Source organism: Rhodococcus sp. NPDC127593 (assembly GCF_042671975.1).
Taxonomy (GTDB): domain Bacteria; phylum Actinomycetota; class Actinomycetes; order Mycobacteriales; family Mycobacteriaceae; genus Rhodococcus_F.
In genome coordinates this window covers 1-25,001 of sequence record NZ_JBHXWI010000051.1, presented here as the reverse complement: position 1 = coordinate 25,001, position 25,001 = coordinate 1, and the positions used below count along the sequence as shown (strand labels likewise).

Genomic DNA, 25,001 nt, shown 5'->3' with positions numbered 1-25,001 from the left:
GACGCCCCGGTCACCGACCGCAGCACCGCCGCAACACCGGTTTTCTACCTTTGGGTCTCCCACACAACGAGGAGGCCCGGGTGAACAAGCACTACATCGAGCACTGGGACGCGGAAGACGTCGACGCCTGGGAGGCGGGCGGCAAGGACATCGCCAAGCGGAACCTGATCTGGTCGGTAGTCGCTGAGCACGTCGGCTTCTCCGTCTGGTCGATCTGGTCCGTCATGGTGTTGTTCATGCCGACCGACATCTACGGGATCGACGCGGCGGGCAAGTTCTTCCTCGTCGCGGTCCCGACCCTCGTCGGCTCCATTCTGCGAATCCCGTACACGGTGGCGACGGCCCGCTTCGGCGGCCGCAACTGGACAGTCTTCAGTGCGCTCGTCCTGCTCGTGCCGACGCTGTTCACTCTGTACCTGATGATGAACCCCGGCGCGTCGTACACGACGTTCATCCTCGTGGCCGCCCTCGCCGGCGTCGGCGGTGGCAACTTCGCCTCGTCGATGACGAACATCAACGCGTTCTACCCGCAGCGCCTCAAGGGCTGGGCACTCGGCCTCAACGCCGGCGGCGGCAACATCGGCGTCCCGATGATCCAGGTGATCGGCCTGCTCGTGATCGCCACCCTGGGTAACACGGAACCGTGGATCGTCTGCGCCGTCTACCTGGTCTTCATTGCCGTCGCCGCGGTCGGCGCCGCCCTGTTCATGGACAACCTCGGCAACCAGAAGTCCGATCTCCGGTCGATGGCCAAGGCGCTGAAGTTCTCCGACTCGTGGGTCATCAGCTTCCTCTACATCGGCACGTTCGGATCGTTCATCGGATTCAGCTTCGCGTTCGGTCAGGTGCTGCAGATCAACTTCCTCGCCGGTGGCGCCACCCCCGCGGAGGCTGCGCTGCGCGCCGCGCAGATCGCCTTCATCGGACCGCTGCTCGGCTCCATCGCGCGACCGATGGGCGGCAAGCTCGCCGACCGCATCGGCGGCGGCAAGATCACGCTGTACACGTTCGTCGCGATGGCGCTCGCCGCCGCAGTGCTGGTAACCGCGGGGACCGTCGACGACGGCACGCCCGGCGCGGCCACGGCCGGAGTGCTGGTGGCATTCGTGTTCGGCTTCATCACCCTGATCCTGCTGGCCGGCATCGGGAACGGCTCGGTCTACAAGATGATTCCGTCGATCTTCGAGGCCAAGGCGCAGGGACTCGAAGGCGTCAGCCGGGAGGCCAAGGCGGCGTGGTCGCGGGCGATGTCCGGTGCCCTCATCGGTTTCGCGGGCGCCATCGGTGGCCTCGGCGGCGTCGGCATCAACCTGGTGCTTCGCGCGTCCTACGGCGGCACCGCGAAGTCGGCGACGATGGCGTTCTGGGTGTTCCTCGCTTTCTACGTCGCCTGCATCTTCGTCACCTGGTTCGTCTTCCTGCGCCGCCCGTCCGACACTCGTGGGCTCACCGTCTCCGATGGCGACGACGAAAAGGTGTCGGTCTCGGCGTGACCTCACGCAGTACCGCATGAACTCGAGCAATTCAGCTAGAAGGAGCGACGGCATGAGCCGCAAGTCAGCAGTGGTCATCGGACACGGAATGGTCGGACATCGATTCGTCGAGGCGTTGCGTGCGCGCGACGAGTCGGACGACTGGTCGGTGACGGTGCTCTGCGAGGAGCCCCTCCCCGCGTACGACCGGGTGGGACTGTCCTCCTACGTGGGGGCGTGGGACCCCAAGGAGCTTGCGCTCGCGGGTAACGACTACCCGGACGACGCTCTCGTCGACCTCCGGATCGGCCGCCGGGCCGTGACCATCGATCGGGAGTCCCGCAAGGTCACCACCGATTCGGGCGAGGTCGTCGCGTACGACGCTCTCGTGATGGCCACCGGTTCGTACCCGTTCGTGCCGCCGATCCCCGGGCACGACCGACCGGAGTGCTTCGTCTACCGCACGCTCGACGACCTCGACGGAATCCGGAAGCGTGCCGACGCGGCCGGCCCCGGCGCCGTCGGTGTCGTCGTCGGCGGTGGTCTGCTCGGACTCGAGGCCGCGAACGCCCTCAAGCTGATGGGCATGACACCGCATGTCGTCGAGTTCGCGCCCCGGCTGATGCCGCTGCAGGTGGACGAGGGCGGTGGGGCGCTGCTCGCCAACCTGGTCACCGACCTGGGTGTCACCGTCCACACGGGTGTCGGCACCGCAGGCATCGCCGAGGGTCCGGACGGGATCAACGTCGAACTGTCCGACGGTTCGGTGATCGAGGCCGCGCTGCTGGTGTTCTCCGCGGGTGTGCGGCCGCAGGACCAGCTGGCCCGCGACGCCGGACTCGACGTCGGCGAGCGGGGTGGGATCATCACGGACCTCGGCTGCCGCACGTCCGACGAGAACATCTACGCGGTCGGCGAGTGCGCCGCGGTGGAGGGACGGTGCTACGGCCTCGTCGCTCCCGGCTACACCACCGCGGAGATCGTCGCGGACCGGCTGCTCGGCGGGGCGGCGGAGTTCCCGGGCGCCGACCTGTCCACCAAGCTCAAGCTGATGGGTGTGGACGTCGCCAGCTTCGGCGACGCGCACGCTCAGACAGCCGGCGCCCTGGAGGTGGTCCTCAGCGACGCCGCCAAGGGCACCTACGCCAAGCTGGTCGTGTCCGACGACGCGAAGACGCTGCTCGGCGGCATCCTCGTCGGCGACGCCTCCGCGTATGCGTCGCTGCGCCCGCTCGTCGGCCGCGAGCTGCCGGGTGATCCGGCGTCGCTCATCTCGCCGGCGGGGGAGAAGCCCGGCGCCGGGTCCCTGCCCGACGACGCCGAGGTCTGCTCGTGCAACGGCGTCACCAAGGGTTCGATCTGCGGGGCCATCGCCGACGGAGCCTGCGACATCGCGCAGGTAAAGAGCTGCACCAACGCCGGCACCACGTGCGGCGGCTGCCTGCCGACCATCAAGCAGCTCCTCGCGTCGTCCGGCGTGGTGATGTCGAAGGCGCTGTGCGAGCACTTCGAGCAGTCCCGCGCCGAGCTGTTCGAGATCGTGCAGGCCACCGACACGCGCACGTTCTCCGCGCTCATCTCGAAGTACGGGAAGGGCTCGGGCTGCGACATCTGCAAGCCCGTCGTCGCGTCGATCCTGGCGTCCACCGACTCGGACCACATCCTGCACCGCAATCAGGCGGGCCTGCAGGACACGAACGACCACTTCCTGGCCAACATCCAGAAGAACGGCACCTACTCGGTGGTGCCGCGCATGCCCGGCGGCGAATGCACGCCCGAACAGCTCATCGTCATCGGCGAGGTGGCCCGCGACTTCGGCCTCTACACGAAGGTCACCGGCGGTCAGCGCATCGACCTGTTCGGCGCCCGCGTCGAGCAACTGCCCGCGATCTGGAAGCGTCTCGTCGACGCGGGCATGGAGTCGGGTCAGGCCTACGGCAAGTCGCTACGCACCGTGAAGAGCTGCGTCGGATCGACCTGGTGCCGGTACGGCGTGCAGGACTCCGTCGGTATGGCGGTCGATCTCGAAAACCGGTACCGCGGCCTGCGGTCCCCGCACAAGATCAAGTTCGGTGTCTCGGGTTGTGCCCGCGAATGCGCCGAGGCGCGCGGCAAGGACGTCGGCGTCATCGCCACCGAGAACGGCTGGAATCTGTACGTCGGCGGCAACGGCGGTCAGTCCCCGAAGCACGCCCAGCTGCTCGCCGGTGGGCTCGACGACGAGACCCTGGTCCGCTACATCGACCGGTACCTCATGTTCTACATCCGCACCGCGGATCGTCTTCAGCGCACTGCACCGTGGGTCGAGTCCCTCGAAGGCGGGCTCGACCACCTCAAGGCCGTGGTGTGCGAGGACAGCCTGGGCATCGCCGCCGACCTCGAGGCGGCCATGGCCAAGCACGTTCTGAGATACAAGGACGAGTGGGCGGGCGTGCTCGAGGACCCGGAGAAGCTGTCGCGGTTCGTGTCGTTCGTCAACGCGCCCGAGGAGGCCGATCCGACCGTCTCGTTCGACGACACGGGCGTCCGGAAGGTCCCGGTGTTGATGGGAATGCCGAAATTCGCAGCTTCTACATCGGAGTAATCCCCGCTTAACGCTGCGGAAACACCGACCACGAACGATGTATCCAAGCACGGATACACACCAGCCCGAAGGAGGACTGTGATGACCGTCGTCGACATGAACGTGCACAGTGCCAGTGGAACCAGGCGTGAGAGCGTCAAGTCAGGCCGTCTCGAATGGACGTCCGCGTGTCCGCTCAGCCAGCTGATTCCCGGTCTCGGGGTGGCGGTGCTGCTGCGGGGCGGGGAGCAGGTGGCACTGTTCCTGCTCGAGGACGGATCACTGCGTGCCGTGGGCAACATCGACCCGTTCGGGCGCGCCGCCGTGATGTCCCGCGGTCTCGTGGGTGACCGGGCCGGCGAGCCCACCGTGGCGTCGCCGCTGCTCAAGCAGGTTTTCTCGCTGGTCGACGGTCGCTGCCTCGACGACGAGTCGGTGCGGCTGCCCGTGTACGACGTGCGGGTGTGGGCCGGCGTCGTCCAGGTTCACAGCACGAACGCGTGAACGACGACGCGCCGCTGTGCGGGTTCACGATCGGGATCACGGCGTCCCGGCGCGCGGAAGAGTTCGCCACGCTGCTGACGCGGCGCGGTGCCACCGTGGTGCACGCTCCGGCCATCCGCATCATCCCGTTGGCCGACGACACGGAACTCGAGCGCGTCACACGCCAGATCATCGACAATCCGCCGGAGATCGTCGTCGCGACGACGGGGATCGGCTTCCGCGGCTGGATGGAGGCCGCGGACGGCTGGGGTGAAGCGGAGGAGCTGGGCCGCGCACTGGCGTCGAGCCGCCTGCTGGCCCGCGGACCCAAGGCGAAGGGCGCGATCCGGGCCGCGGACCTGCGGGAAGAGTGGTCACCCGCCTCGGAGTCGTCGGCGGAGGTGCTCGATCACCTGCTCGGTGAGGGCGTCGACGGCAAGCGCATCGCGGTCCAGCTGCACGGTGCCACCACGGAATGGGAGCCGGTCGCCGACTTCTGCGAGGTGCTCCGCTGCGCGGGCGCCGACGTGATCGCCGTCCCCGTCTACCGGTGGACGCCGCTCGAGGACCAGGCCCCGATGGACCGGATGATCGAACTGATCGCCTCCGGCGGGCTGGACGCGGTCAGCTTCACCAGCGCACCGGCGGTGGCCTCGCTGCTGACCCGCGCCAAGGAGACCGGAATGATCGAGATGGTGCTGCACTCGTTCCGGCACCGAGTTCTCGCGGCCTGCGTGGGGCCGGTGACCGCCGGACCGCTGCGCGAACTCGAGGTGCCGACGACGATGCCGGCGCGCTCGCGGCTGGGGGCGCTCGCCCGGCACATCGCCGACGAGCTGCCGAGACGGGCGAACAAGATCCAGACCGCCGGACACGAGCTGAGCATCCGCGGCGGCTGCGTCGTCGTCGACGGCGAGGTGCGGCAGCTGCCCCCCGCCGCTATGTCGCTGATGCGCACGCTCGGCGCCCGTCCGGGCCGGGTCGTTCCGCGGGACGAACTGCTCGCAGCGCTGCCCGGTGGCGGCGGCGACACCCACGCCGTGGAGACGGCCGTGGCGAGGCTGCGCGCGTCCCTGGGCGCACCGAAAGCCGTCCAGACGGTGGTCAAGCGGGGATACCGCCTCGCTCTCGATCCCGTCGACTGCGTCGATTCACGTGAGGAGGGACAGCAATGAACGAGACAGCACTGGTACTGGTGGCACACGGAACGCGGAGTCCCCGAGGCGTGGAGATGATCGCCGCGCTCGCCGACGCGGTCGCCGAGCAGGTCGGACCCACCCGGGTGTCCTTCGTGGACGTTCTCGGGCCGTCGCCTGCCGAGGTGCTCCGCGATATCCCCGGCCCCGCCGTCGTGGTGCCGGCGTTCCTCGCGTCGGGTTACCACGTCCACACCGATGTACCGCGGGAAGTCGCGGACAGTGGTCACCCCTCGGCGGCCGTGACCCGGGCGCTGGGACCGGACCCCGTTCTCGCGGAGGTCCTGCTGCGGCGTCTCGTCGACGCGGGCTGGCGGCCCGGCGACGCGGTCGTGCTCGCCGCGGCCGGATCGTCCGACCCGCGGGCCCTGCGAGACGTCCGGCGCGCCGCGGCGCTGCTGTCGGAACTCGTGGCGTCGCCGGTCCGGATCGGGTACGTGGCGACAGCGCAGCCGCGCGTCCCCGACGTGGTGGCCGGATTGCGTGCGGGCGGCGAGAAGCGCGTGTTCGTCGCGTCGTATCTCCTGGCCCACGGACTGTTCCACGCGCGTCTCGCCGATGCCGGAGCGGACGGAGTGGCCGAGCCGCTCGGTGTCGATCCGGCCATCGTCGACCTCGTGGCGGAGCGCTACCGCAGCGGAATTCCGGCCGCGCTGCGCACACTGTCGTTCCAGCGCTGACCTGTCAGCGCGGTAGCGGCACCAGCTCGGCCAGATCACCGTCGGCCGCCCCCGCCGGGACCAGCGCCAGCGCGTCGCGGTCGATCAGGCCGGCGAGATGCGCGGTCCGGATTCCGGGGTCGACGCGCCACGTGCCGTCCGGTTGCGGGACCGCGGGCAGGATCCGGGTGGCGTCACCACTGACCTCGGACGCATTCGCGATCCGCGCCAGCTGACGCGGTGACGGGATGCGACCCGTGAGTGCGGCGGCGATGGACGGAACCGTGGTCAGGAGCGTCACGACCGCGGCGTACGGGTTCCCGGGCAGCCCGAGCACCACCCGTCCGTCGGGCAGCAGTGCGGTCACCTGCGAACCGCCCGGGCGGCACCGCACCCGCCCCACCACGATCCTGGCCTCCGCCCGGTCGAGCGCGGCACGCAACTGGTCGGCCGCGCCGCCGCCGGTGGCCCCGACGATCACGATCAGATCGGGCTGGCGGACTTCCCGGAACAGTTCGTCGAAGCTGTCGGACGTGTCCCGCAGGTGGGTGTCCGCGACCGTCCGGATGCCGCACCACGAGAGGAACTGGGGGAGAACGGGTCCCAGAGCGTCCCGCGTCTGCCCTCGTCGCAGCGGACCTTCCCGCCGGATCTCGTCCCCCGTCACCACTACGTGTGCGCGGACGGGTCCGCGGACCCCCGCGCTGGTCACCTCCGCGCTCGCGGCGGCGGAGACGAGGGCGGGCGTGACGGCCGTGCCCTCCACCGCAAGCCGGTACCCCTCGTGCCAGTCCTCGCCGCGCCGTCGCGCGTCGTCGCGCACGGGGGCGTCCTCCCTGCGGGACAGTCGCGGTCCCTCGGATGTGTCTGTCGCCATGGCGAATTCGTCCCGCACGACGGCGGTGGCACCGCTGGGGAGGTGCGCTCCCGTCGCGATCCGGGCCGCCTCGCCCTCCGTCAGCTCGAGTTCCTCGGAGCTTCCCGCATACCGGATGTCGTCGCGCAGCACCCACGGACCGTCGCCTGCGACGGCGTATCCGTCCATGGCGGAGACGGCGATGCGCGGCAGAGCTTCGGCGGCGAGCAGCGGCTCGGCGAGTGTGGCGCCGAGCGCCGTGCCGAGCGCCGCGGACCGGGGTGGGAGTGGGGGGACACTCGTAAGGATCGCGTTCCTGGCCTCGGCGACCGTGACCGGCGTCGCCGCGGCCCTGCTCCGGGCCAGCTCGACGTCCTCCGGTGTGTCGCAGTCGGTGACGCCGCGGAAGAGGACCGTGTCGAACGTGTCCGGAACGAGCGCCTTCATGGGCTGATTGACCGCCGACCCGAGCGAGCGCACACGATCGGTCAGCGCGCCGACGCGCCACGCGGACAACAGGAACTGCAGGCGGCCCGATTCGTCGATCGCGAACACGGTGTCGGCGCCCTGCACGGCGGCGGCGAGGGCCTCCACCATCGTGGGTTCCGCGAACGGCAGGTCCGACGCGAGCAGAATCACCCGGTCTTCCGGTTCGGCGTCGAGCACCGCGAGTCCGGCGGCCACCCCTGCGACCGGTCCGGCGCCCGGGGGCGTCTCCTGCGTCTGGAGCACCGTCGAATCCAGGTCGGCGCGCCGGGGTCCCACGACGACGATGCGCTCACAGTCGTCGACGGCGTCGAGAGCGGTGTCGAGCATCCGGCGTCCGCCGACCACCACGGCCGGCTTGTCGACGCCGCCCATCCGGGTGGCTCGTCCACCGGCGAGGACGATCGCGTGAACGGGTGCGGCAGAGTTCATTCCCTCATGCTGCCGCACACCCTCAGTCGCTGTGCAGGTGGCTGCGCGGAGGTCCGGCGAGCCCGGACCGTCCGCCGTGCGCCGTGCTGACGCAGAGCCAGGCCACCGACGCCAGGCTGAGGGCGAAGAGGATTCCAATTACCAACATGTGTCGATTGTCGGTGCAAAGTGGCCCGCAATTTCCAGTCCTCTGTGGGAAAGTGGCCTGTATGAGTGTTGAACCAGTCCGAACCGTGTCGGCAGCCGAGTTGGCGGTGCTGCTCGGTGCGGCGCCCACCGGCGGACAACCGCTGTACCGCGGGCTCGCCGACGCCCTCCGCGAGAGGGTCGCCGACGGGTCGATGGCCGTGGGAGTCCGGCTGCCCGCCGAACGGGCTCTCGCGGAGGAGCTCCGGCTCAGCCGGGTGACCGTCAGTGCCGCGTATCGCGAACTGCGCGAGGCCGGTTGGGCGTCGGCGCGCCACGGATCGGGGACATTCGTGGCGATGCCGTCGGGACCGCCGGCGTGGGGAAGCATGGTAGGCGCGCCGGTGGACGGTGTCATCGACCTCGTCAACGCCGCGCCGGCAGCCGCCCCCGAGCTCAGGGAGGCCTACCTGGACGCCGTCGACGAGTTGCCCCGTTTCATGCCCCAGCACGGATACCATCCCGGCGGACTGACGACGCTCCGGGCGGCGATCGCAGGCCACTACACACGCCGGGGTCGCCCGACCACCGCGGACCAGATCCTCGTGACCGGTGGCGCGGGCGATGCCACCGAGGTGGTGTTCGAGGCTCTGGTCGAGGCGGGCGATCGCGTCCTGGTCGAACATCCGACCTACCCCGGCGCGGTCGAGTCCGTGCAGGCGGCCGGCGGCAGGCCTGTTCCGGTGCCGATCGATGCGACCGACCCGGACGCGTTCGTCGCCGAGGCGGACCGGGCCGCGCGGCAGAGCGCCCCGACGGTGGCGTACCTGATGCCGGACTTCTCCAATCCCTCGGGAGCCAGGGCGACTCCCGAAGGCAGGCGGCGGCTGGCCGCGACCCTGGCCCGCCACGGCGTGGTGACCGTCGTGGACGAGGTGTCGGCGGAACTCGTGCTGGACGGCTCGGACGACCTCGAGCCGTTCGGCGTCCCGGTCCCGGAATCGTCGACGGTGGCGATCGGCAGTCTCAGCAAGACCGTGTGGGGTGGTATCCGCATCGGCTGGGTGCGCGCCGAGGCCGCCCGTACCGCGCAGATGGCGAAGATCATGGCGCGCAGGCAGTTGTCGGTCTCGGTGCTGGATCAGCTTGCGGCCGTGCGCTTGTTCGCCCGGCACGACCGTCTGGTCGCGCAGCGCCGCCGCGACCTCGGGGTGCAGCGGGACGCGCTCGCGGCGGCGGTCGACGAGCGGTTGCCCGGGTGGGAGTACGTGCTGCCCGCCGGGGGGCTGTCCCTGTGGTGCATGCTCCCCGCCGGAACGAGATCGACGGAACTCGTCGCCGCCGCGCGGTCGAGGGGCCTGCTACTGGCTCCCGGACCCCGATTCGGCACCGGCCATCTGTTCGACGACCACCAGCGGTTGCCCTTCACGCGGCCGGTGTCCGAGTTGACCGCGGCCGTGAATATCCTTGCCAACCTGGTCGTGTCCGGGGACGCGTCGATGTCTGCGACGCCGACGCTCGTCGTGTGACGCGGGGGCGTTCGACGGCAAAGTACCCGTGAATTCAAGTATCAGTCAGAGACCAGTTCGGTACCGGGAAAGGTGCTGATCTTTATCGACGCTCTGGCATAGTGATGCCGTCGACCCGCTCGCTGAATTGTGGGGTATGTCATGGGCTCGTTGTTCCGCAGATCCTTCGGCACCGCTGTACTCGGCTCGGTCCTCGCGATGACTGCCGCCCTCGTGGGCGCAGGCACCTCCGCGGCAGAACCACCGTTGCTGTTGCCCCCCTTGCTGTCCCCACCCGCTGCCGACGCCATCTTCCCCGTCGCCGACCCGGACCCCTTCTACATCCAACCCACGGATGTCGCCGACCATGCTCCGGGCGACGTCCTGAAGATCCGCCAGCTGCCGCCGTCGTACTACTTCCCCGGTAGCGCGATGTGGGAGCTGCTGTTCCGGACCACCGACTCCGAGGGCAGGCCGATCGCGGCGAACACCACGTACGTGCTGCCCCCGAACCACGTCCAGGACGGCCCGCTGGTGTCGTACCAGCACATCATCAATTCGCTGGGCAACAAGTGCAAGATCGCCACCGAGCTCTACACCACCGACCCCCTGCACCAGATCCGCGAGGCCGCCGCACTCAACATCGCACTCGCGCGCGGGTGGGCAGTGGCGCTGCCCGACCATCTGGGACCGAGGATGGCGTACGGCGCGGCGAAGCTCGGTGGCCAGATCACCCTCGACGGCATCCGCGCCGTCCAGCGGGTCCCCGAACTGCAGGTGCAGGACAGCAAGGTCGGACTGGGCGGATATTCCGGCGGCGGCATGGCCACGGCCTGGGCGGCGGCGCTGGCACCGAGCTACGCCCCCGAACTGAACATCGTCGGCGCCGCCGAGGGCGGAACCCCGATGAACCTGGTGAAGATGGCGGAGGCACTGGGCGCCAACCCGCACCCCGCGTTCGGTCTCGCGATGGCCGCCGCGCTGGGCCTGGAACGCGAATACCCGGACCGCATCGACGTCAGCGGCCAGCTCAACGATGAGGGCCGCTTGATGAAGCAGATGATCGGCAACGGATGTACCAACGAGATCATGCTGTTCGGACTCGGACACAGCGCATCACAGATGACCGACAACAAGAACTTCATGGATGATCCGGAAGCGTGGAAGGTGATGGAGGAGAACAGCCTGGAGCTGTATCCGGGCGTGCCCACCACGCCGATCTTCGAATGGCACAGCCCGACGGACGCACTGATCCCCGTCGATTCGATCGACACCACCCTGCGGCGGTACTGCGACGCGGGCACTCCGGTGCAGACGCTGCTCACTCCGACCCCCGACCACCTGTCGGCGGCGGCGCTGGGACTGCCTCAGGCGCTGGACTGGATGGACGCCCGGTTCCGCGGTGATCCCGCGCCGAGCACCTGCTGACGCGGGCGGGACTCAGCCGGACCGATCGAACCGGTGCCGGGCCGCCGCGAGATCCACGCGGCCGTCCCGGATGGGAACACCCTCGAGTTCGAGCTTCGCGATCTGCCGGTGCGCGAGGTGCGGCGCCGGTCGTCCCGAAGCGCCCAGCACCCGGTGCCAGGGGAGGTCGGCGGAGTCGGTGCGCATGATCCAGCCGACCGTCCGCGCACTGGACAGCCCTGCCGCCGAGGCGATGTCGCCGTAGGTGGCCACCCGGCCGGGTGGAATCGACGCGACCAGCGCGCGGACCGCCTCGACCTGTTCCTCCGTCGTCGCGACCATCAGAGGAGCGTGCGGACGAGCTCGGCGACCTCGTCGGGCCGGGCCTGCGGCACCATGTGATCGCAGTCGAGGTCGACGGCGGTGAGGTTGTCGCCCAGATGGTCGGTGAGAGCCTTGCGGAACTCGGGTGTGACGTACGGCGGCTGCACCTTCGACGCCTGCACGAGGACGGTCGGCAGGTGCGCGGGCGGCAGGACGGCCTCGCGTGCGAGCTCGCCCCACGCCGTGACGACGGCGGGGGTGGACAGTCGCCAGTTGACCCGGCCGTTCGCCAGCGGCACCAGGTGTTCTGCGATCTCGTTCTCGAGGACGTCGCGGGCTACTTCACCCCACGAGCCGTGTACCTTCTCGGACCGGGCCTCCGCGATGTCGGTGTAGTCGGGGGAGGAGATGGTGAGATCCGCCACGGACTGCATCAGCTCGGGATCGAGCCCGATCGCGGGATCGAGCAGCACGAGTCCCCGGACGCGGTCGGGGACTGCGCGCGACAGGTGCAGCGCCAGGGCGCAGCCGAACGAGTGGCCCACGACCAGGACGGGTCCGTGGGCGTGTGCGTCGAGCGTGTCGACGAGGCTGGCGACGTGGGCCTCGAGGTTCCACGGCGGCGACCACGTGGAGCGGCCGTGCCCGAGTAGGTCGGGGGAGATCCAGCGGGCGTCCGGCAGCTGGTCGGTGGCCAGCGCCTCCCACCGTCTGCCGTGACCGGTGAGTCCGTGCAGGGCGAGGATCTCCGTGCCGTCCTCGGCGCCGAACAGGTACGTATTCAGTGCTGACACGTGACCCATGATGCCGGATCGGGTCGCTGCACGAGATGTCGGACCGTTCTGGTGGAATGCCACCCATGACGGAATCGGCGGTGCGCACCAGGACGTCGGTTCCCCGTGCCAGGCTCGTGCACCGCCGGAACCCGGTCCGCGAGGCCCGGGTGTGGGACGACGCCACGCGGCGGGTCCCCACCGCACCGTCCCTCGGCCTGGGCTGGAATCCCTGGCAGGTGCTCGGCGGCCCGGGAACGGGCAAGACGTCGCTTCTCGTCGATGTCGCGGTGGACCGGATCGCCGGCGGCGAAGACCCGGAGTCGGTGCTCGTCCTGACGCAGTCGAAGCGAGCGGCGAGCCGGGTGCGCGAAGAGGTCACCGCGTCCCTCATCGGCCACGACGAACACCACGGCCCCCGGGCCACGCGCGAACCACTCGTACGCACCGTCCACTCCTACGCCTTCGCTGTGCTGAGACTGCAGGCCGCCGCCCACGGAAATCCGCCCCCGCGCCTCATCACCGGCGCCGAACAGGACGCCGTGCTGCGCGAGATGCTGCACGGCGACATCGCGGACGGCGGCGAGATGTGGCCCGAACGTCTGCGTCCCGCACTGGCACTGGGCGGCTTCGCCGTCGAACTGCGCGACCTCATGCTGCGCTCGAGCGAGCGCGGTCTCGGCCCCGAAGATCTGATCAGGCTGGGACAGCGGCACGCCCGTCCCGAGTGGGTGGCGGCGGGAATGTTCGCCGCCCGGTACGAGCACGGCATGCTGCTACGCGGTGCCGTCGGTGTCGAGGCCCCCGAGGCCACGGCGCCTGCGCTGGATGCCGCCGAACTCATCGGTGCGGCCCTCACCGCCTTCGCCACCGACCCGGACCTGCTGCGCACGGAGCGGGCCCGGGTGCGGCACCTGCTCGTCGACGACGCCCAGCACCTCGATCCGCAGGCCGCGGAACTCGTCCGGCTCGTCGGCACCGGTACCCGCACCACGGTCGTCGCCGGCGACCCGGACCAGTCGATCTACGGCTTTCGCGGAGCAGACCCGACATTCCTCGCCGAGCTGGCCGACAAGGGCGATCCCCGGCAGGTGTTGCTACCGGTCAACTTTCGCAGTTCGGCGGAGGTCGCGACCACGGCGGCCCGGATCACGTCCCGGCTTCCGGGTCATCTGCCGCATCGGATCTGGAGCCCGGCGCAGGACGGCGGACGGACGTCGGTCCGGGTCCTGAGCACGGCGGCGAAGGAGGCTGCGCTCATCGCCGACACCCTGCGTCGCGCCCACCTCCTCGACGGGGTGCCGTGGTCGGAGATGGCGGTGATCGTGCGCTCGGTGCCGCGCGCCCTCGCGCCGCTGCGCCGCGCCCTGCTGGGTGCGGGTGTGCCTGTCACCACCGCGGCGTCCGAGTTGCCGCTGGCCCGTCAGCACGGGGTGTCGGGACTGATGCTGGTGCTGCGGGCACTGTCGGGGCAGGAATTCACGGGCGAGGACGCTCTCGCTCTGCTCGCCGGCCCGGTCGGCGGCGCAGAACCCGTGGCGCTCCGGCGTCTTCGCCGGGGACTGCGGCGCGCCGAGCTGGCGTCCGGCGGCGACCGCGACTCCGCGGAGCTCCTCCGTCTCGTACTGGTGGGCGAGACCGACAGCACCCGCAGGGTCACGGCCAAGCTGACCGACGTCGAAGCGGCATCCCTGAACCGGGTGCTGTCCGTGCTGCGCAAGGCGAAGGTGCCCCTGGACCGTGGGCGCGGCATCGAGGACGTTCTGTGGGCGGCATGGCAGGCCACCGGACTCGAACGCCGCTGGTCGGCGGCCTCCGCTCGCGGGGGTCCGATCGGGGCACAGGCCGACCGCGACCTCGACGCCGTGGTCGCCCTGTTCGACGCCGCGGCGAGTTACGTCGACCGCCTCCCGCGCGCGCAGCTCGCCGGGTTCGTCGACTACCTCACCGGGCAGGCCATTCCCACCACGCGGAACGTCTCCGCCGTTCCGGTCGACGCCGTCTCGGTGCTCAGCGCCCACTCGGCTGCCGGCCGCGAATGGGATGTCGTCGCGGTCGCGGGTGTGCAGGAAGGGTTGTGGCCGAGTCTGCGGGCCCGCGGAAGCCTGCTCGGCACCGAGGCGCTGATCGACCTGACGGCCGGAGTGTCCGACGGCAGCGAGACGGCCGCCGACCGGATGTCGCGCACCGCACCGCTTCTGGCCGAGGAACGCAGGCTGTTTCTGGTGGCGTGCAGCCGGGCGAGGCGGAGTCTGCTCGTCACCGCGGTCGACTCGGCCAGCGGCGACGCCGATCTCGTCCACTCCCGATTCGTCGACGAACTGCTCGCCGGAGACCAGGATTCGGACGTCGAGGAGGCGGTCGTGCAGGCGGAGGATCCGGCGACCCGGGTCCTGGCCCTGCCCGCCCTCGTCGCCGAATTGCGCAGCGTGGTCTGCGATCCGGACGTCGCGGAATCCGATCCCGCCCGACAGGAACGCGCGGCGCGCCAACTCGCCCGGCTCGCCGAAGCCGGAGTGCGCGGCGCACACCCGGACCAGTGGTACGGCACCGCCGAACCGAGCACCGGCGTGGCGTTGTGGAACGAGGAGGACGGGCCGGTGTCGCTGTCGCCGTCCACCATCGACCTGCTCAACACGTGCCCGTTGCGGTGGCTGCTCGAACGCCACGGCGGGACGGACGGAGACAACACCCACGCCATCGCCGGTACGCTCGTGCATACGCTGGTGCAGGCGCTCGCCGGGCGGATCCCGCCCGATCAGGTGGAACGCGCGCTCGAGAACGCCTGGGAGTCGATCGATCTGGGATCTCAGTGGTACTCACGGCGCGAACTCGACCGCACCCGGGACATGCTCGCCACGTTCACTTCCTGGCTGGGCAACACCCGGTCCGAACTCACCGAGGTCGGCGTCGAGGTGGCGGTCGACGGCGTCCTGGAACCGCGGGAAGAGGGTTCCCCGACGATCCGGCTGCGGGGGCGGATAGACCGGCTCGAGCGCGATGCCGAGGGCAGGCCCGTCATCGTCGACGTGAAGACCGCCCGCTCACCGGTCACCAAGGACGACGCCCAGCAGCACGCCCAGCTGGCGGCGTACCAGGTGGCGGCGGCGACCGGCGCGATCGACGGGGAGCCGGCGTCGAAACCGGGTGGGGCGCGGCTGGTCTTCGTCGCCAAACCGCACAAGAAGGAAGGCGCGACCCAGCGGGTGCAGGCACCGCTGTCGGACGAGGACCTCGAGACGTCGCTCGCGGTCATCCACGCGGCAGCGGCGGCCACCAAGGGGCCGGAGTTCCTCGCCCGCGTCAACGACGGTTGCCGGCACTGCCCGGTGCGCACGAGTTGCCCCGCGCACGACGAGGGACGGCAGGTGACGTCGGAATGATGATCCGTATCGACCCGGTGGAACTCGCTGTCGGCCTGGGGCAGCACCCACCGACTCCGGAGCAGGCCGCAGTCATCGCGGCCCCCCTCGGCCCGACCCTCGTCGTCGCGGGGGCAGGCGCGGGCAAGACCGAGACGATGGCGGCCCGCGTCGTCTGGCTGGTGGCCAACGGTGTCGTCGACCCCGAGGCGGTGCTGGGGCTGACGTTCACCCGCAAGGCGGCGCAGCAGCTGACCGCCCGGATCAGGAAACGCCTTGCCCGGCTGGCGGGGTCGGACCTGCTCCGCAGGGTCGACCCGGGCGGCGACCTGCGATCGCGGATCCTCGCGGGCGAACCGGAAGTCAGCACCTACCACTCCTATGCCGGGCGACTGCTGTCCGAGCACGGGCTCCTGCTGCCCATCGAACCGTCGGCGACGCTCCTGTCGGAGACGGAACTGTGGCAGCTGGCGCACCGGGTGGTCAGCTCGTGGGACGGCGACCTCGACACCGACCGGAACCCGGCGTCCGTCACCGAAGCCGTGCTCGCGCTGTCCGGGCAACTGGCCGAGCACCTCGTCGAACCGGACGATTTGCGGGAGGCGCACACCGAGCTCGACAAGCTCGTCCACACCCTGCCCGCCGGACCGCGGCAGCGCGGCGGCCCCGGCAAGGAACTGCTCGACATCCTCGACACCCAGCACCGCCGGGTGGAGCTTCTTCCGCTGGTGCAGCGTCTCGCGGACACGCTGCGCCGGGAAGGTGCGCTCGACTTCGGCAGCCAGATGTCGCTGGCGGCACGGGTCGCCGCGGACCATCCCGAGGTCGGACTCGCCGAGCGCACACGTTTCCGGGTGGTGCTCCTCGACGAATACCAGGACACGGGACACTCGCAGCGGGTGCTCCTGTCGTCGCTGTTCGGCGGCGGTCTCGACGGCGAACTCGCGCTCACCGCGGTGGGCGACCCCATGCAGTCGATCTACGGCTGGCGTGGTGCCTCGGCGGCCAACCTGCCCCGCTTCGCGACGGATTTCCCGCTGGCGAACGGAGATCCGGCGCCGACCCTGGAACTGCTCACGAGCTGGCGCAACCCGCCGGAGGCCCTGGCGCTGGCCAACATGGCGTCGGCGTCCCTGCGTGAGCGGGGCGTGCCGGTCAGCACGCTGCGGGCACGACCACAGGCCGTCCCGGGCGATGTGCGGCTGGCCCTCACCGGTGACGTCGTGCAGGAACGCGAATGGGTGGCCGACCGCATCGCCGAACAGTACGCGGACGCCACGAGCCGGGACGAGGACCCACCGACCGCCGCGGTGCTGATCCGCCGCAACGCGGACGCCGCACCGATCGCGGAGGTCCTGCGGTCCCGGGGGCTGCCGGTCGAAGTGGTCGGTCTCGGCGGACTGCTCCACACGCCCGAGGTGGCCGACGTGATCGCGATGCTCCGGGTGGTCGCCGACCCGATGGCGGGCAGTGCCGCCGTGCGGATGCTGACCGGGGCGAGATGGCAGATCGGGGCGGCCGACCTGACGGCGCTGTCGCGGCGAGCCTCCGAACTGGCCATCGGAACCGGCTACGGCACCACCGGCGCCGTCACCGATTCGTCCGCTCTGGCCGACGCCGTCGGCGAGGCGCTTCCCGGTGAACACGCGGAGCAGGCCGGGCTGGCGGACGCACTGGCGGATCCCGGTCCCGCCGAACGTTATTCGCAGGTCGGCTACGCGCGGATCACCGCCGTCGCGGCGGAGTTGGCGTCTCTGCGTGAGCGGATCGGGCAGCCACTCACCGAGCTGGTGGCCGAAGTCGAACGGGCGCTGGGTATCGGCATCGAGGCACAGGCCCGGACGCGTCGGTCGGCGCAGGGGAGTGCCGGCCGTGAACATCTCGACGCCTTCGCCGACGTCGTCGCCGGATACGCGAGCCGCACGTCGGCCACCGTCACCGGCCTGCTCGCGTTCCTGTCCGCCGCGGAATCGGTCGAAAAAGGTTTGGCGCCGGGCGAAGTCGAGGTGGACCCGCACCGCGTCCAGGTGCTGACGGTGCACTCCGCCAAGGGGCTGGAGTGGGAAGTGGTGGCGGTACCGCACCTCACGGCCGGCGTCTTTCCGTCGCGGACGGCGTCCGGGTCCTGGCTCGGTGCCGTCGGTGAACTGCCGCCCTCACTGCGCGGCGATCGTGCGCGGCCGGGGGAGTCCGCAGACGGCGTGCCCGTTCTCGAACTCGAGAACCTGTACGACCGGAAAGACCTCGAGGAGACCGTGAAGGCCCACAAGGCGGCGCTGGCCGCGCGCAAACTCGACGAGGACCGCCGGTTGTTCTACGTCGCACTCACCCGGACCGAACGGGTGCTGTTCGCTTCGGGTCACCACTGGGCAGAATCGGGAACCGAGCCGAAGGGTCCGTCGGAGTTCCTCACCGAACTACGCGAAACGGTGACCGACGAGGAGCACGAGGGAATAGGGGTCGTCGACATCTGGGCGCCCGCACCAGAACCCGAGGAGCAGAACCCGCTGACCAGTACCCCCAAGTCGGCGGTGTGGCCGCGGGATCCGCTCGGGCTCCGTCGCGAGTCGGTCGAGCGGGGCGCGGCGCTGGTCGTCGCGGCGCTGAAGAGCGTCGGTGAGCCGGTGCCGGCCGGCGAGGACGACGATCCCGAGAACTGGGCAGCCGACGTCGACGCCCTTCTCGCGGAGCGGGAAGCGCGGGCGAACGCCCGCACCGAGGTGGTGTTGCCCGGTCAGTTGTCGGTGAGCCAGCTCGTCGAACTCGAAGCCGACCCGGACGCCCTGGCCGCCCGGCTGCGGCGTCCGCTGCCGTACCCGCCGAATCCGCTGGCCCGGCGCGGCACCGCGTTCCACGCCTGGGTGGAGCGCCGCTTCGGGGCCACCCGGCTGCTCGACCTCGACGAGCTGCCCGGTGCCGCCGACACGGGTGCGGGCCCGGACATCGACCTCGCGACCCTGCAGGATGCGTTCCTGCGCTCGTCCTGGGCCGACCGCAACCCGACCGAGGTCGAGGTGCCGTTCGAGACGTCGGTGGCCGGGACCGTGCTGCGCGGCCGGATCGACGCGGTGTTCACCGACCCCGACGGCGGGTGGACGGTGATCGACTGGAAGACCGGAGCCGAACCGAGCGCGGCCAACGAGAAGGCCGTCGTGATGCAGTTGGCCGCGTACCGGCTGGCGTGGGCCGAGCTGGTGGACGTTCCGATCGAGCGGGTGCGCGCCGCGTTCCACTACGTGCGGACCGGACGGACGATCGCGCCGGACCACCTGCCCGACGCCGACGCGCTCGCCCGTCTGCTCCGTTCGGCCGGTTCTTCCGAAGCGGAGATCAGGCCTGACGCCGAGCCTTCAGCGACTCGGTGACCAGCGGGATCTGCAACGGAAGGCGCAGCAGTGCACCGGCTTTCTGCACGTTCGTCGTCTTGGAGCTCTTCAGCCAGTCCACCGCCATGTTGACGTTGGCGGGGAAGACGGCGACGAACAGCAGAGCAGCGAGGCCGCCACCGAGCCTGCGGGTTCGCGGCACGGCGAGCGCGGTACCGATGGCGAGCTCGCCCACCCCCGACACGTACGTGTAGGTGCGGGCCTCGCCCGGAAGCTGGGTGGGGACGATGGAGTCGAAGAACTTGGGGGCGACGAAATGCATCGTGCCCGCGCCGAGCAGCAGCGCGGCAAGGCGGAGTGCGGGCTTCTGGCTCGGTCGTGGTGTGTGGCTCTCTCGTTGCATGACGCCAGCTTGCCCGAACAACTCGGTTCGCGACAACGAGGCTCCGACATGTCACCGATGGGGCAATCGGGGATAGGCTGCCAGCCGATGTCGGAGTTCAGTGCAACGTGGAGACGAACATATGGCCGGTAGGCTGCGTGAGAGATTGAGCAGGTCGGACACCCTGACCGACCGGCCCGACTTCGCGTTGGTGGGTGTGCTCCGGATTCCGGAGCTGCAGACCAGTCCGGCGCGGGCGATCTACCGCCGCGTGGGTATCGCCCTGGCGGCGTTGGGGTTGGCGGTTCTCATCGTGTACATCGACCGGGCGGGTTACCGCGACGCGCAGGACAACGAATTGTCGCTGCTCGACTGCATCTACTACGCGACGGTGTCGTTGTCGACGACGGGCTACGGCGACATCACGCCGTTCACCCCGTCCGCGAGGCTCGTCAACGTTCTCCTGATCACGCCTCTTCGAATCTTCTTCCTCATCGTCCTGGTCGGTACGACTCTCTCCGCGCTCACGCAGAGCTCCCGGCAGGCGTTCAAAATTCAGCGTTGGAGGCAGCACGTGCGCAATCACACCGTGGTGATCGGCTACGGAACCAAGGGACGCACCGCGATCGACGCGATGCTCGGCGACGACGTTCCGCCATCGGAGATCGTGGTGGTCGACACCGACCACGCGGTGCTCGACTCGGCGGCCAGCAAGGGCCTCGTCACGGTCCACGGGTCCGCCACCAAATCGGACGTGCTGCGGTTGGCGGGCGCGCAGAATGCGTCGGCGATCATCGTCGCGGCCAACCGTGACGACACCGCGGTGCTGGTGACGCTGACGGCCCGCGAGATCGCACCGAAGGCGAAGATCGTCGCGGCGATCCGCGAGTCCGAGAACACACATCTGCTCCGGCAGTCCGGCGCCGATTCGGTCGTCGTGTCCTCCGAGACCGCGGGCCGGCTCCTCGGCATCGCCACGAAGACGCCGAGCGTCGTCGAGATGATGGAGGACCTCCTGACTCCGGAGGCCGGTTTCGCCATCGCGGAGCGCCCGGTGGAGCGGGACGAGATCGGCGGCTCCCCGCGTCACCTCGCGGACATCGTGCTCGGTGTGGTGCGGGACGGGCGGCTGATCCGGGTCGGCTCACCGGAGGTCGATTCGATCGAGGAGAACGACCGACTGCTGTACATCCGTCGGGTCGCGAACTGATCGGCAGTAGTGTCGACGGCGTGACTGCATTCCGGCTGAACGACACCCCGCTCCTGTCCCGCTCCGCTGTCGGGCGGGCCGAGGAATTGCGTTCGGACACGGACGCGCTGCGAGCGGGCTGGCGGGATGCGCTGCTGCTGCGCGTCAATCACCGCGGACAGGTGCGGGTAGGCGACGACGGACTGGTGTTCGCGGACGCCACCGAACTCGGCCCGGAACCGCAACGGGGGGCGGTGTTCCTCGGCATTCGCAAGGACCGGCACGTGTGGGCGGTGCGGGTGCAGGCGCTGACCGGCGAGCTGGCCGATCTCCGGATTCTGGGCGGGACGCTGGACGACGCGGACGCCGGCGTGCTCACGGGGGCCCTCGCGATGCTCAATTGGCACGACAGCGCAGGTTTCAGCGCGCTGGACGGTGCGCCGTCGGAGCCGACGATGTCGGGGTGGTCGCGGATCTCGACGAGCACCGGGCACGAGGAGTTCCCCCGCACCGATCCGGCGGTCATCTGCCTCGTGCACGACGGCGGAGATCGCGTCCTGCTGGCCCGGCAGCCCACGTGGCCGGCGCGGCGGTTCTCGATCCTGGCCGGATTCGTCGAGGCCGGTGAATCGCTCGAGACGTGCGTCGTGCGGGAGATCAAGGAAGAAGTGGGTGTCGACGTCCGTGACGTGCGTTACCTCGGCAGTCAGCCGTGGCCGTTTCCCCGTTCGGTGATGATCGGGTTCGCGGCCGTCGGCGATCCCGAGGCCCCGCTGACGTTCGCGGACGGCGAGATCGCCGAGGCCCGGTGGTTCACCCGGGACGAGGTGCGCACGGCACTCGAACTCGGCGACTGGGCGTCGGACACCGACGCCCCGCTGCTGCTCCCGGGCTCGATTTCCATCGCCCGCGGGATCATCGAGTCCTGGGCGGGAGCAGCGACGGAGTCCTAGACGCCGAGGAGCTTCTTGACCTGCGACAACGACGGGTTGGTCGCGGTGCTGCCGTCGGCGAACTTGACGGTGGGGACGACGTGGTTGCCGCCGTTGACGCTGCCGACGAACTCCGCCGATGCCGGATCGTCCTCGATGTCGATCTCCACGTAGCCGATGCCGGATTCGTCCAGCTGCGTCTTCAGGCGCCGGCAGTAGCCGCACCAGGTGGTGGAGTAGATGGTCAGGGCAGGGGTGTCGGTAGCAGTCACGGCGGATATAACACCACGACCCCGTCGTGTGTTCCCACTGCGGTGTTCGTCCGCTTCGCGCCGTGTCGGTTGCCCCTGTCATGATGGACGCCATGTCAGCAGCCGGCGCAGCAGAGGTGACGAGTACCGGTCTCGATCCCGAACAGTCCGCAGCGGTACTCGCTCCCCGGGGCCCGGTGTGTGTGCTGGCGGGGGCCGGAACAGGGAAGACCCGGACCATCACCCGGCGTATCGCGCACCTCGTGGCCAGTGGGCACGTCGCCGCGGGCCAGGTGCTGGCGGTGACGTTCACGGCACGCGCGGCAGGCGAGATGCGCGGCCGGCTGCGCAGCCTGGGGATCGGCGACGGGGGAGCGCAGGTCCAGGCGCGCACGTTCCACGCCGCCGCGCTGCGACAGTTGAGGTACTTCTGGCCGCAGGTGATCGGCGACACGGACTGGCGGCTGCTCGACCGCAAGTACGCGGTCGTGTCGTCCGCCGCCGGACGGGTCGGGTTGTCCACCAGCACGGAGAGCGTCCGCGACCTGGCGAGTGAGATCGAGTGGGCCAAGGCCTCGCTGATCGCGCCCGAGGACTACCCGCGGGCAGTGGCGAAGTTACGCCGGGAGGCGCCGGTCGACGCGGCGAAGGTCGCCGAGGTGTATCACGGCTACGAGCAACTCAAGGCCCGGGGCCAAGACGGGATGCTCCTCGACTTCGACGATCTGCTGCTCCACACGGCGGCGGCACTCGAGGAGCATTCGGCTGTCGCCGAGGAGTTCCGCGACCGGTACCGGTGCTTCGTCGTGGACGAGTATCAGGACGTCACTCCGCTGCAGCAGCGTGTCCTCGACGCCTGGCTCGGGGAGCGGGATGACCTCACCGTCGTCGGCGACGCCAACCAGACCATCTACTCGTTCACGGGCGCCACACCCAATTACCTGCTCGACTTCTCGCGCCGGTTCCCCGAGGCCACCGTCGTGCGCCTCGAGCGCGACTACCGTTCCACCCCCGAGGTCGTGTCGATGGCGAACCGGGTGATCGGAGCGGCCCGCGGCAGAATCGCGGGCACCCGTCTGCAGCTGATCGGCCAACGCGACTCCGGACCGGAGCCGAGTTTCGTCGAGTTCGACGACGAGCCGGCGGAGGCCGCCGGGGTGGCGCGCACGATCAAGCGGCTCATCGCGTCCGGCACTCCGGCCGCGGAGATCGCGGTCCTGTACCGGATCAACGCCCAGTCCGAGGTGCACGAGCAGGCGCTGACGAAGCTCGACATCCCGTACCAGGTGCGGGGCGGTGAGGGATTCTTCACGCGCACCGAGGTGCGTCAGGCGGTGGCGGCGCTGCGGCAGGCCGCGGGTCGCGACGACCTGCCGGATGCGGTCGGCGCCGACCTGGTCACGCTCGTCCGCGCGGTCCTCGCTCCGCTGGGGCTGACGGACGCGGAACCGGCGGGTGCGCAGGCTCGCGAACGGTGGTCGTCGCTGTCGGCGCTGGTCGCGCTCACCGAGGAACAGCTGACCCAGGATTCGGAGTTGACCCTCGACGCGCTGTTGCGCGAACTGAGCCTGCGGGCCGAGGCGCGGCACCCACCCGTCGTGCAGGGTGTGACACTCGCGTCCCTGCACGCCGCCAAGGGACTCGAGTGGGACGCCGTGTTCCTCGTCGGGCTCACCGACGGAACGCTGCCCATCCAGCACGTGCTCGGCGACGCCAACTCGGCACCGGACGAGGCGGCTGTCGAGGAGGAGCGCCGGTTGCTGTACGTCGGCGTGACCCGCGCCCGGGAGCACCTGCAGATGTCGTGGGCGCTCTCCCGGAACGAGGGCGGCCGCAAGTCACGGCGCCGTTCGCGGTTCCTGCACGGACTCATCCCTGAAGATTCACCTGCCTCGCGGATCGCGGCGCCCGTCAAGAGCAACAAGAAGCGTCCGCGGTGCCGGCTGTGCGGAAAACCGCTGATCGGGACGACCGCGACCATGCTCGGTCGCTGCGAGGGGTGCCCGTCGAACGTCGACATGGAACTGCTCGAATCGCTGCGGTCGTGGCGGCTCGAGAAGTCGCGGGAACTGAGTGTCCCGGCGTACGTGGTGTTCAGCGACAACACGTTGACGGCTCTCGCCGAGCAGCGGCCGCAGGACGATCGCGGGCTCGTCGCGATCCCCGGGATCGGGGCGAAGAAGCTCGAGCAGTTCGGCGAGGACGTCCTCGGTGTGATCAAGGGAAGCGGTAGTCGCTGAACGATTCCCACGGGGCAGGGAAGTAGTTCGCATCACTGCAGGTCAAAAATAGGTTGTGCGGTTCTGGAGAATTGCCTACTGTGGTTTCAGTGCGCGGGGAGACCCGTGTGGTTCACATCGGATCGAAAAGAAATGGAGGTGGCAGTGAAATGACGAAGTTCCAAGCACATGAGACGGCAGTCGCTGCTGCCCCCGCACTGTTCGGCATGAACGCGGCGGAAGCGGCACCGGCGATTGTCTGGTCGGCAGCCCGTCGTCGTCCCGCAGCAGCAGTCGAGTCCGTGTATCGGAGTTGTCGAGGAATTCCTCGGTAGATCAACTCCCACCGTCTTTTCAAGGCCACGGACCCGCATCGCGGACCGTGGCCTTTGTAGTTCGAGCACTTTTCCCGCTCGCAGCCTCGGCTCTGGTTCGCACCCACTTCATCGAACCGAAGAGATTGACCGTCGCAATGAGAGCAGAGGAGAAGGACGTGTCTACCGTGACATGCCGAGGGGTATCCGAAACCTCAACCGCCACAAGCGGATTTGTTCAGAAAGTGTCCGCCCGTGGTGACCTGCCCTGCCGGGTCGATGATCCCGACCTGTGGTTTGCGGACTCTCCCACCGAGCTGGAACAGGCGAAGGCGCTGTGCGCGTCCTGCCCGATCCGCTCCCGCTGCCTCGACGCGGCCCTCGATCGGGGTGAGCCGTGGGGCGTGTGGGGTGGGGAGATCTTCGACCAGGGTGTCGTGATCGCCCGCAAGCGCTCCCGGGGACGTCCACGCAAGACGGAGACTCTGGTCTGTGCGTAGAAACCGATACGGGGCGGGAGAATGCGGGCGTGGGGGCGGGGCCCCCCCCACCCGCGGGGGGCGCCGGCCCCCCCCGGGGGGGGGCGGGTGTCCGGGGGGGAGGTGGGGGGGGGCGGGGGGGGGGCCCCCCCCCCCCCGGGGCCCCCCCCGACGTATGTCTGGGGAACCTCCGCGTAGCTCCGCCGCCGTGCAGGTCACCTGCTTCGGTGTTGCGTCGACGCAATCACCGGCGACAGAATTG

At 70.0% G+C, this 25,001-nt stretch carries 19 protein-coding genes; 13 read left to right on the top strand and 6 right to left on the bottom strand.

The genetic code is table 11. The annotated features are described in order from the left end of the window. Positions 1 to 80 precede the first annotated feature (80 nt). From ACFVJ3_RS36310 to ACFVJ3_RS36290, 5 genes are all read left to right on the top strand, one after another. Positions 81 to 1,493, top strand: a complete 1,413-nt coding sequence (locus tag ACFVJ3_RS36310) for an MFS transporter (RefSeq protein ID WP_378456669.1) — start codon at positions 81 to 83, stop codon at positions 1,491 to 1,493. A 52-nt stretch (positions 1,494 to 1,545) separates the two neighbouring features. Continuing rightward, positions 1,546 to 4,056, top strand: a complete 2,511-nt coding sequence (gene nirB, locus ACFVJ3_RS36305; protein WP_378456668.1) for a nitrite reductase large subunit NirB — start codon at positions 1,546 to 1,548, stop codon at positions 4,054 to 4,056. Between the two features lie 81 nt (positions 4,057 to 4,137). Beyond that, positions 4,138 to 4,539 carry a nitrite reductase small subunit NirD gene (nirD, locus tag ACFVJ3_RS36300; protein ID WP_011598289.1) on the top strand — a complete coding sequence of 134 codons (402 nt, stop codon included), beginning with the start codon at positions 4,138 to 4,140 and terminating at the stop codon, positions 4,537 to 4,539. Beyond that, positions 4,536 to 5,693, top strand: a complete 1,158-nt coding sequence (locus tag ACFVJ3_RS36295) for a uroporphyrinogen-III synthase (protein ID WP_378456667.1) — start codon at positions 4,536 to 4,538, stop codon at positions 5,691 to 5,693. Before nirD ends, ACFVJ3_RS36295 begins: the two co-directional genes overlap by 4 nt. After that, positions 5,690 to 6,394, top strand: coding sequence for a sirohydrochlorin chelatase (locus ACFVJ3_RS36290; protein WP_378456666.1), 705 nt, complete (start codon positions 5,690 to 5,692; stop codon positions 6,392 to 6,394). Before ACFVJ3_RS36295 ends, ACFVJ3_RS36290 begins: the two co-directional genes overlap by 4 nt. A 4-nt stretch (positions 6,395 to 6,398) precedes the next feature. On the opposite strand, the gene ACFVJ3_RS36285 is transcribed toward ACFVJ3_RS36290, so the two are convergent. Both ACFVJ3_RS36285 and ACFVJ3_RS36280 read right to left on the bottom strand, forming a co-directional pair. Then, positions 6,399 to 8,147 carry an NTP transferase domain-containing protein gene (locus ACFVJ3_RS36285; RefSeq protein WP_378456665.1) on the bottom strand — a complete coding sequence of 583 codons (1,749 nt, stop codon included), beginning with the start codon at positions 8,145 to 8,147 and terminating at the stop codon, positions 6,399 to 6,401. 22 nt (positions 8,148 to 8,169) lie between these two features. Next, the gene (locus ACFVJ3_RS36280) at positions 8,170 to 8,295 is read right to left on the bottom strand and encodes a hypothetical protein (RefSeq protein WP_378456664.1); all 126 of its coding nucleotides are present in this window, start codon (positions 8,293 to 8,295) and stop codon (positions 8,170 to 8,172) included. Positions 8,296 to 8,356: 61 nt separating this feature from the next. On the opposite strand from ACFVJ3_RS36280, the gene ACFVJ3_RS36275 reads away from it, so the two are divergent. Together ACFVJ3_RS36275 and ACFVJ3_RS36270 are read left to right on the top strand one after the other, a co-directional pair. Further along, positions 8,357 to 9,802, top strand: a complete 1,446-nt coding sequence (locus ACFVJ3_RS36275) for a PLP-dependent aminotransferase family protein (protein WP_378456663.1) — start codon at positions 8,357 to 8,359, stop codon at positions 9,800 to 9,802. Between the two features lie 141 nt (positions 9,803 to 9,943). After that, positions 9,944 to 11,209, top strand: a complete 1,266-nt coding sequence (locus ACFVJ3_RS36270; protein WP_378456662.1) for a lipase family protein — start codon at positions 9,944 to 9,946, stop codon at positions 11,207 to 11,209. Positions 11,210 to 11,221: 12 nt separating this feature from the next. Here the strand turns inward: ACFVJ3_RS36270 and ACFVJ3_RS36265 are convergent, their stop codons facing one another. Both ACFVJ3_RS36265 and ACFVJ3_RS36260 read right to left on the bottom strand, forming a co-directional pair. Next, the gene (locus tag ACFVJ3_RS36265) at positions 11,222 to 11,530 is read right to left on the bottom strand and encodes an MGMT family protein (RefSeq protein WP_009479577.1); all 309 of its coding nucleotides are present in this window, start codon (positions 11,528 to 11,530) and stop codon (positions 11,222 to 11,224) included. Beyond that, positions 11,530 to 12,315 carry an alpha/beta fold hydrolase gene (locus ACFVJ3_RS36260; RefSeq protein WP_378456661.1) on the bottom strand — a complete coding sequence of 262 codons (786 nt, stop codon included), beginning with the start codon at positions 12,313 to 12,315 and terminating at the stop codon, positions 11,530 to 11,532. Before ACFVJ3_RS36260 ends, ACFVJ3_RS36265 begins: the two co-directional genes overlap by 1 nt. Positions 12,316 to 12,371: 56 nt before the next feature. Between ACFVJ3_RS36260 and ACFVJ3_RS36255 the strand changes: the two genes are divergently transcribed. Together ACFVJ3_RS36255 and ACFVJ3_RS36250 are read left to right on the top strand one after the other, a co-directional pair. Next, positions 12,372 to 15,668 carry an ATP-dependent helicase gene (locus ACFVJ3_RS36255; RefSeq protein WP_378456660.1) on the top strand — a complete coding sequence of 1,099 codons (3,297 nt, stop codon included), beginning with the start codon at positions 12,372 to 12,374 and terminating at the stop codon, positions 15,666 to 15,668. Next, complete coding sequence (locus ACFVJ3_RS36250) at positions 15,665 to 19,012, top strand: ATP-dependent helicase (protein WP_378456659.1); 3,348 nt, start codon at positions 15,665 to 15,667, stop codon at positions 19,010 to 19,012. Before ACFVJ3_RS36255 ends, ACFVJ3_RS36250 begins: the two co-directional genes overlap by 4 nt. Here ACFVJ3_RS36250 and ACFVJ3_RS36245 read toward each other — a convergent pair. Continuing rightward, positions 18,978 to 19,376, bottom strand: a complete 399-nt coding sequence (locus tag ACFVJ3_RS36245) for a hypothetical protein (protein ID WP_378456658.1) — start codon at positions 19,374 to 19,376, stop codon at positions 18,978 to 18,980. The genes ACFVJ3_RS36250 and ACFVJ3_RS36245 overlap by 35 nt on opposite strands. A gap of 121 nt (positions 19,377 to 19,497) precedes the next feature. On the opposite strand from ACFVJ3_RS36245, the gene ACFVJ3_RS36240 reads away from it, so the two are divergent. Beyond that, positions 19,498 to 20,565 (top strand): potassium channel family protein, encoded by a 1,068-nt coding sequence (locus ACFVJ3_RS36240; RefSeq protein ID WP_378456657.1) that lies wholly within the window; start codon positions 19,498 to 19,500, stop codon positions 20,563 to 20,565. Positions 20,566 to 20,585: 20 nt separating this feature from the next. Further along, positions 20,586 to 21,497: an NAD(+) diphosphatase gene (gene nudC / locus ACFVJ3_RS36235; RefSeq protein WP_378456656.1), complete on the top strand. Its 912-nt coding sequence runs from the start codon at positions 20,586 to 20,588 to the stop codon at positions 21,495 to 21,497. On the opposite strand, the gene ACFVJ3_RS36230 is transcribed toward nudC, so the two are convergent. Next, positions 21,494 to 21,748, bottom strand: coding sequence for a mycoredoxin (locus tag ACFVJ3_RS36230; protein ID WP_037245224.1), 255 nt, complete (start codon positions 21,746 to 21,748; stop codon positions 21,494 to 21,496). The genes nudC and ACFVJ3_RS36230 overlap by 4 nt on opposite strands. An 80-nt stretch (positions 21,749 to 21,828) precedes the next feature. Between ACFVJ3_RS36230 and ACFVJ3_RS36225 the strand changes: the two genes are divergently transcribed. Both ACFVJ3_RS36225 and ACFVJ3_RS36220 read left to right on the top strand, forming a co-directional pair. Next, positions 21,829 to 23,967: an ATP-dependent DNA helicase UvrD2 gene (locus ACFVJ3_RS36225; RefSeq protein ID WP_378456708.1), complete on the top strand. Its 2,139-nt coding sequence runs from the start codon at positions 21,829 to 21,831 to the stop codon at positions 23,965 to 23,967. Positions 23,968 to 24,418: 451 nt separating this feature from the next. Further along, entirely contained in the window at positions 24,419 to 24,760 is a 342-nt protein-coding gene (locus tag ACFVJ3_RS36220) for a WhiB family transcriptional regulator (protein WP_378456655.1), read from the top strand. Positions 24,761 to 25,001 lie beyond the last annotated feature (241 nt).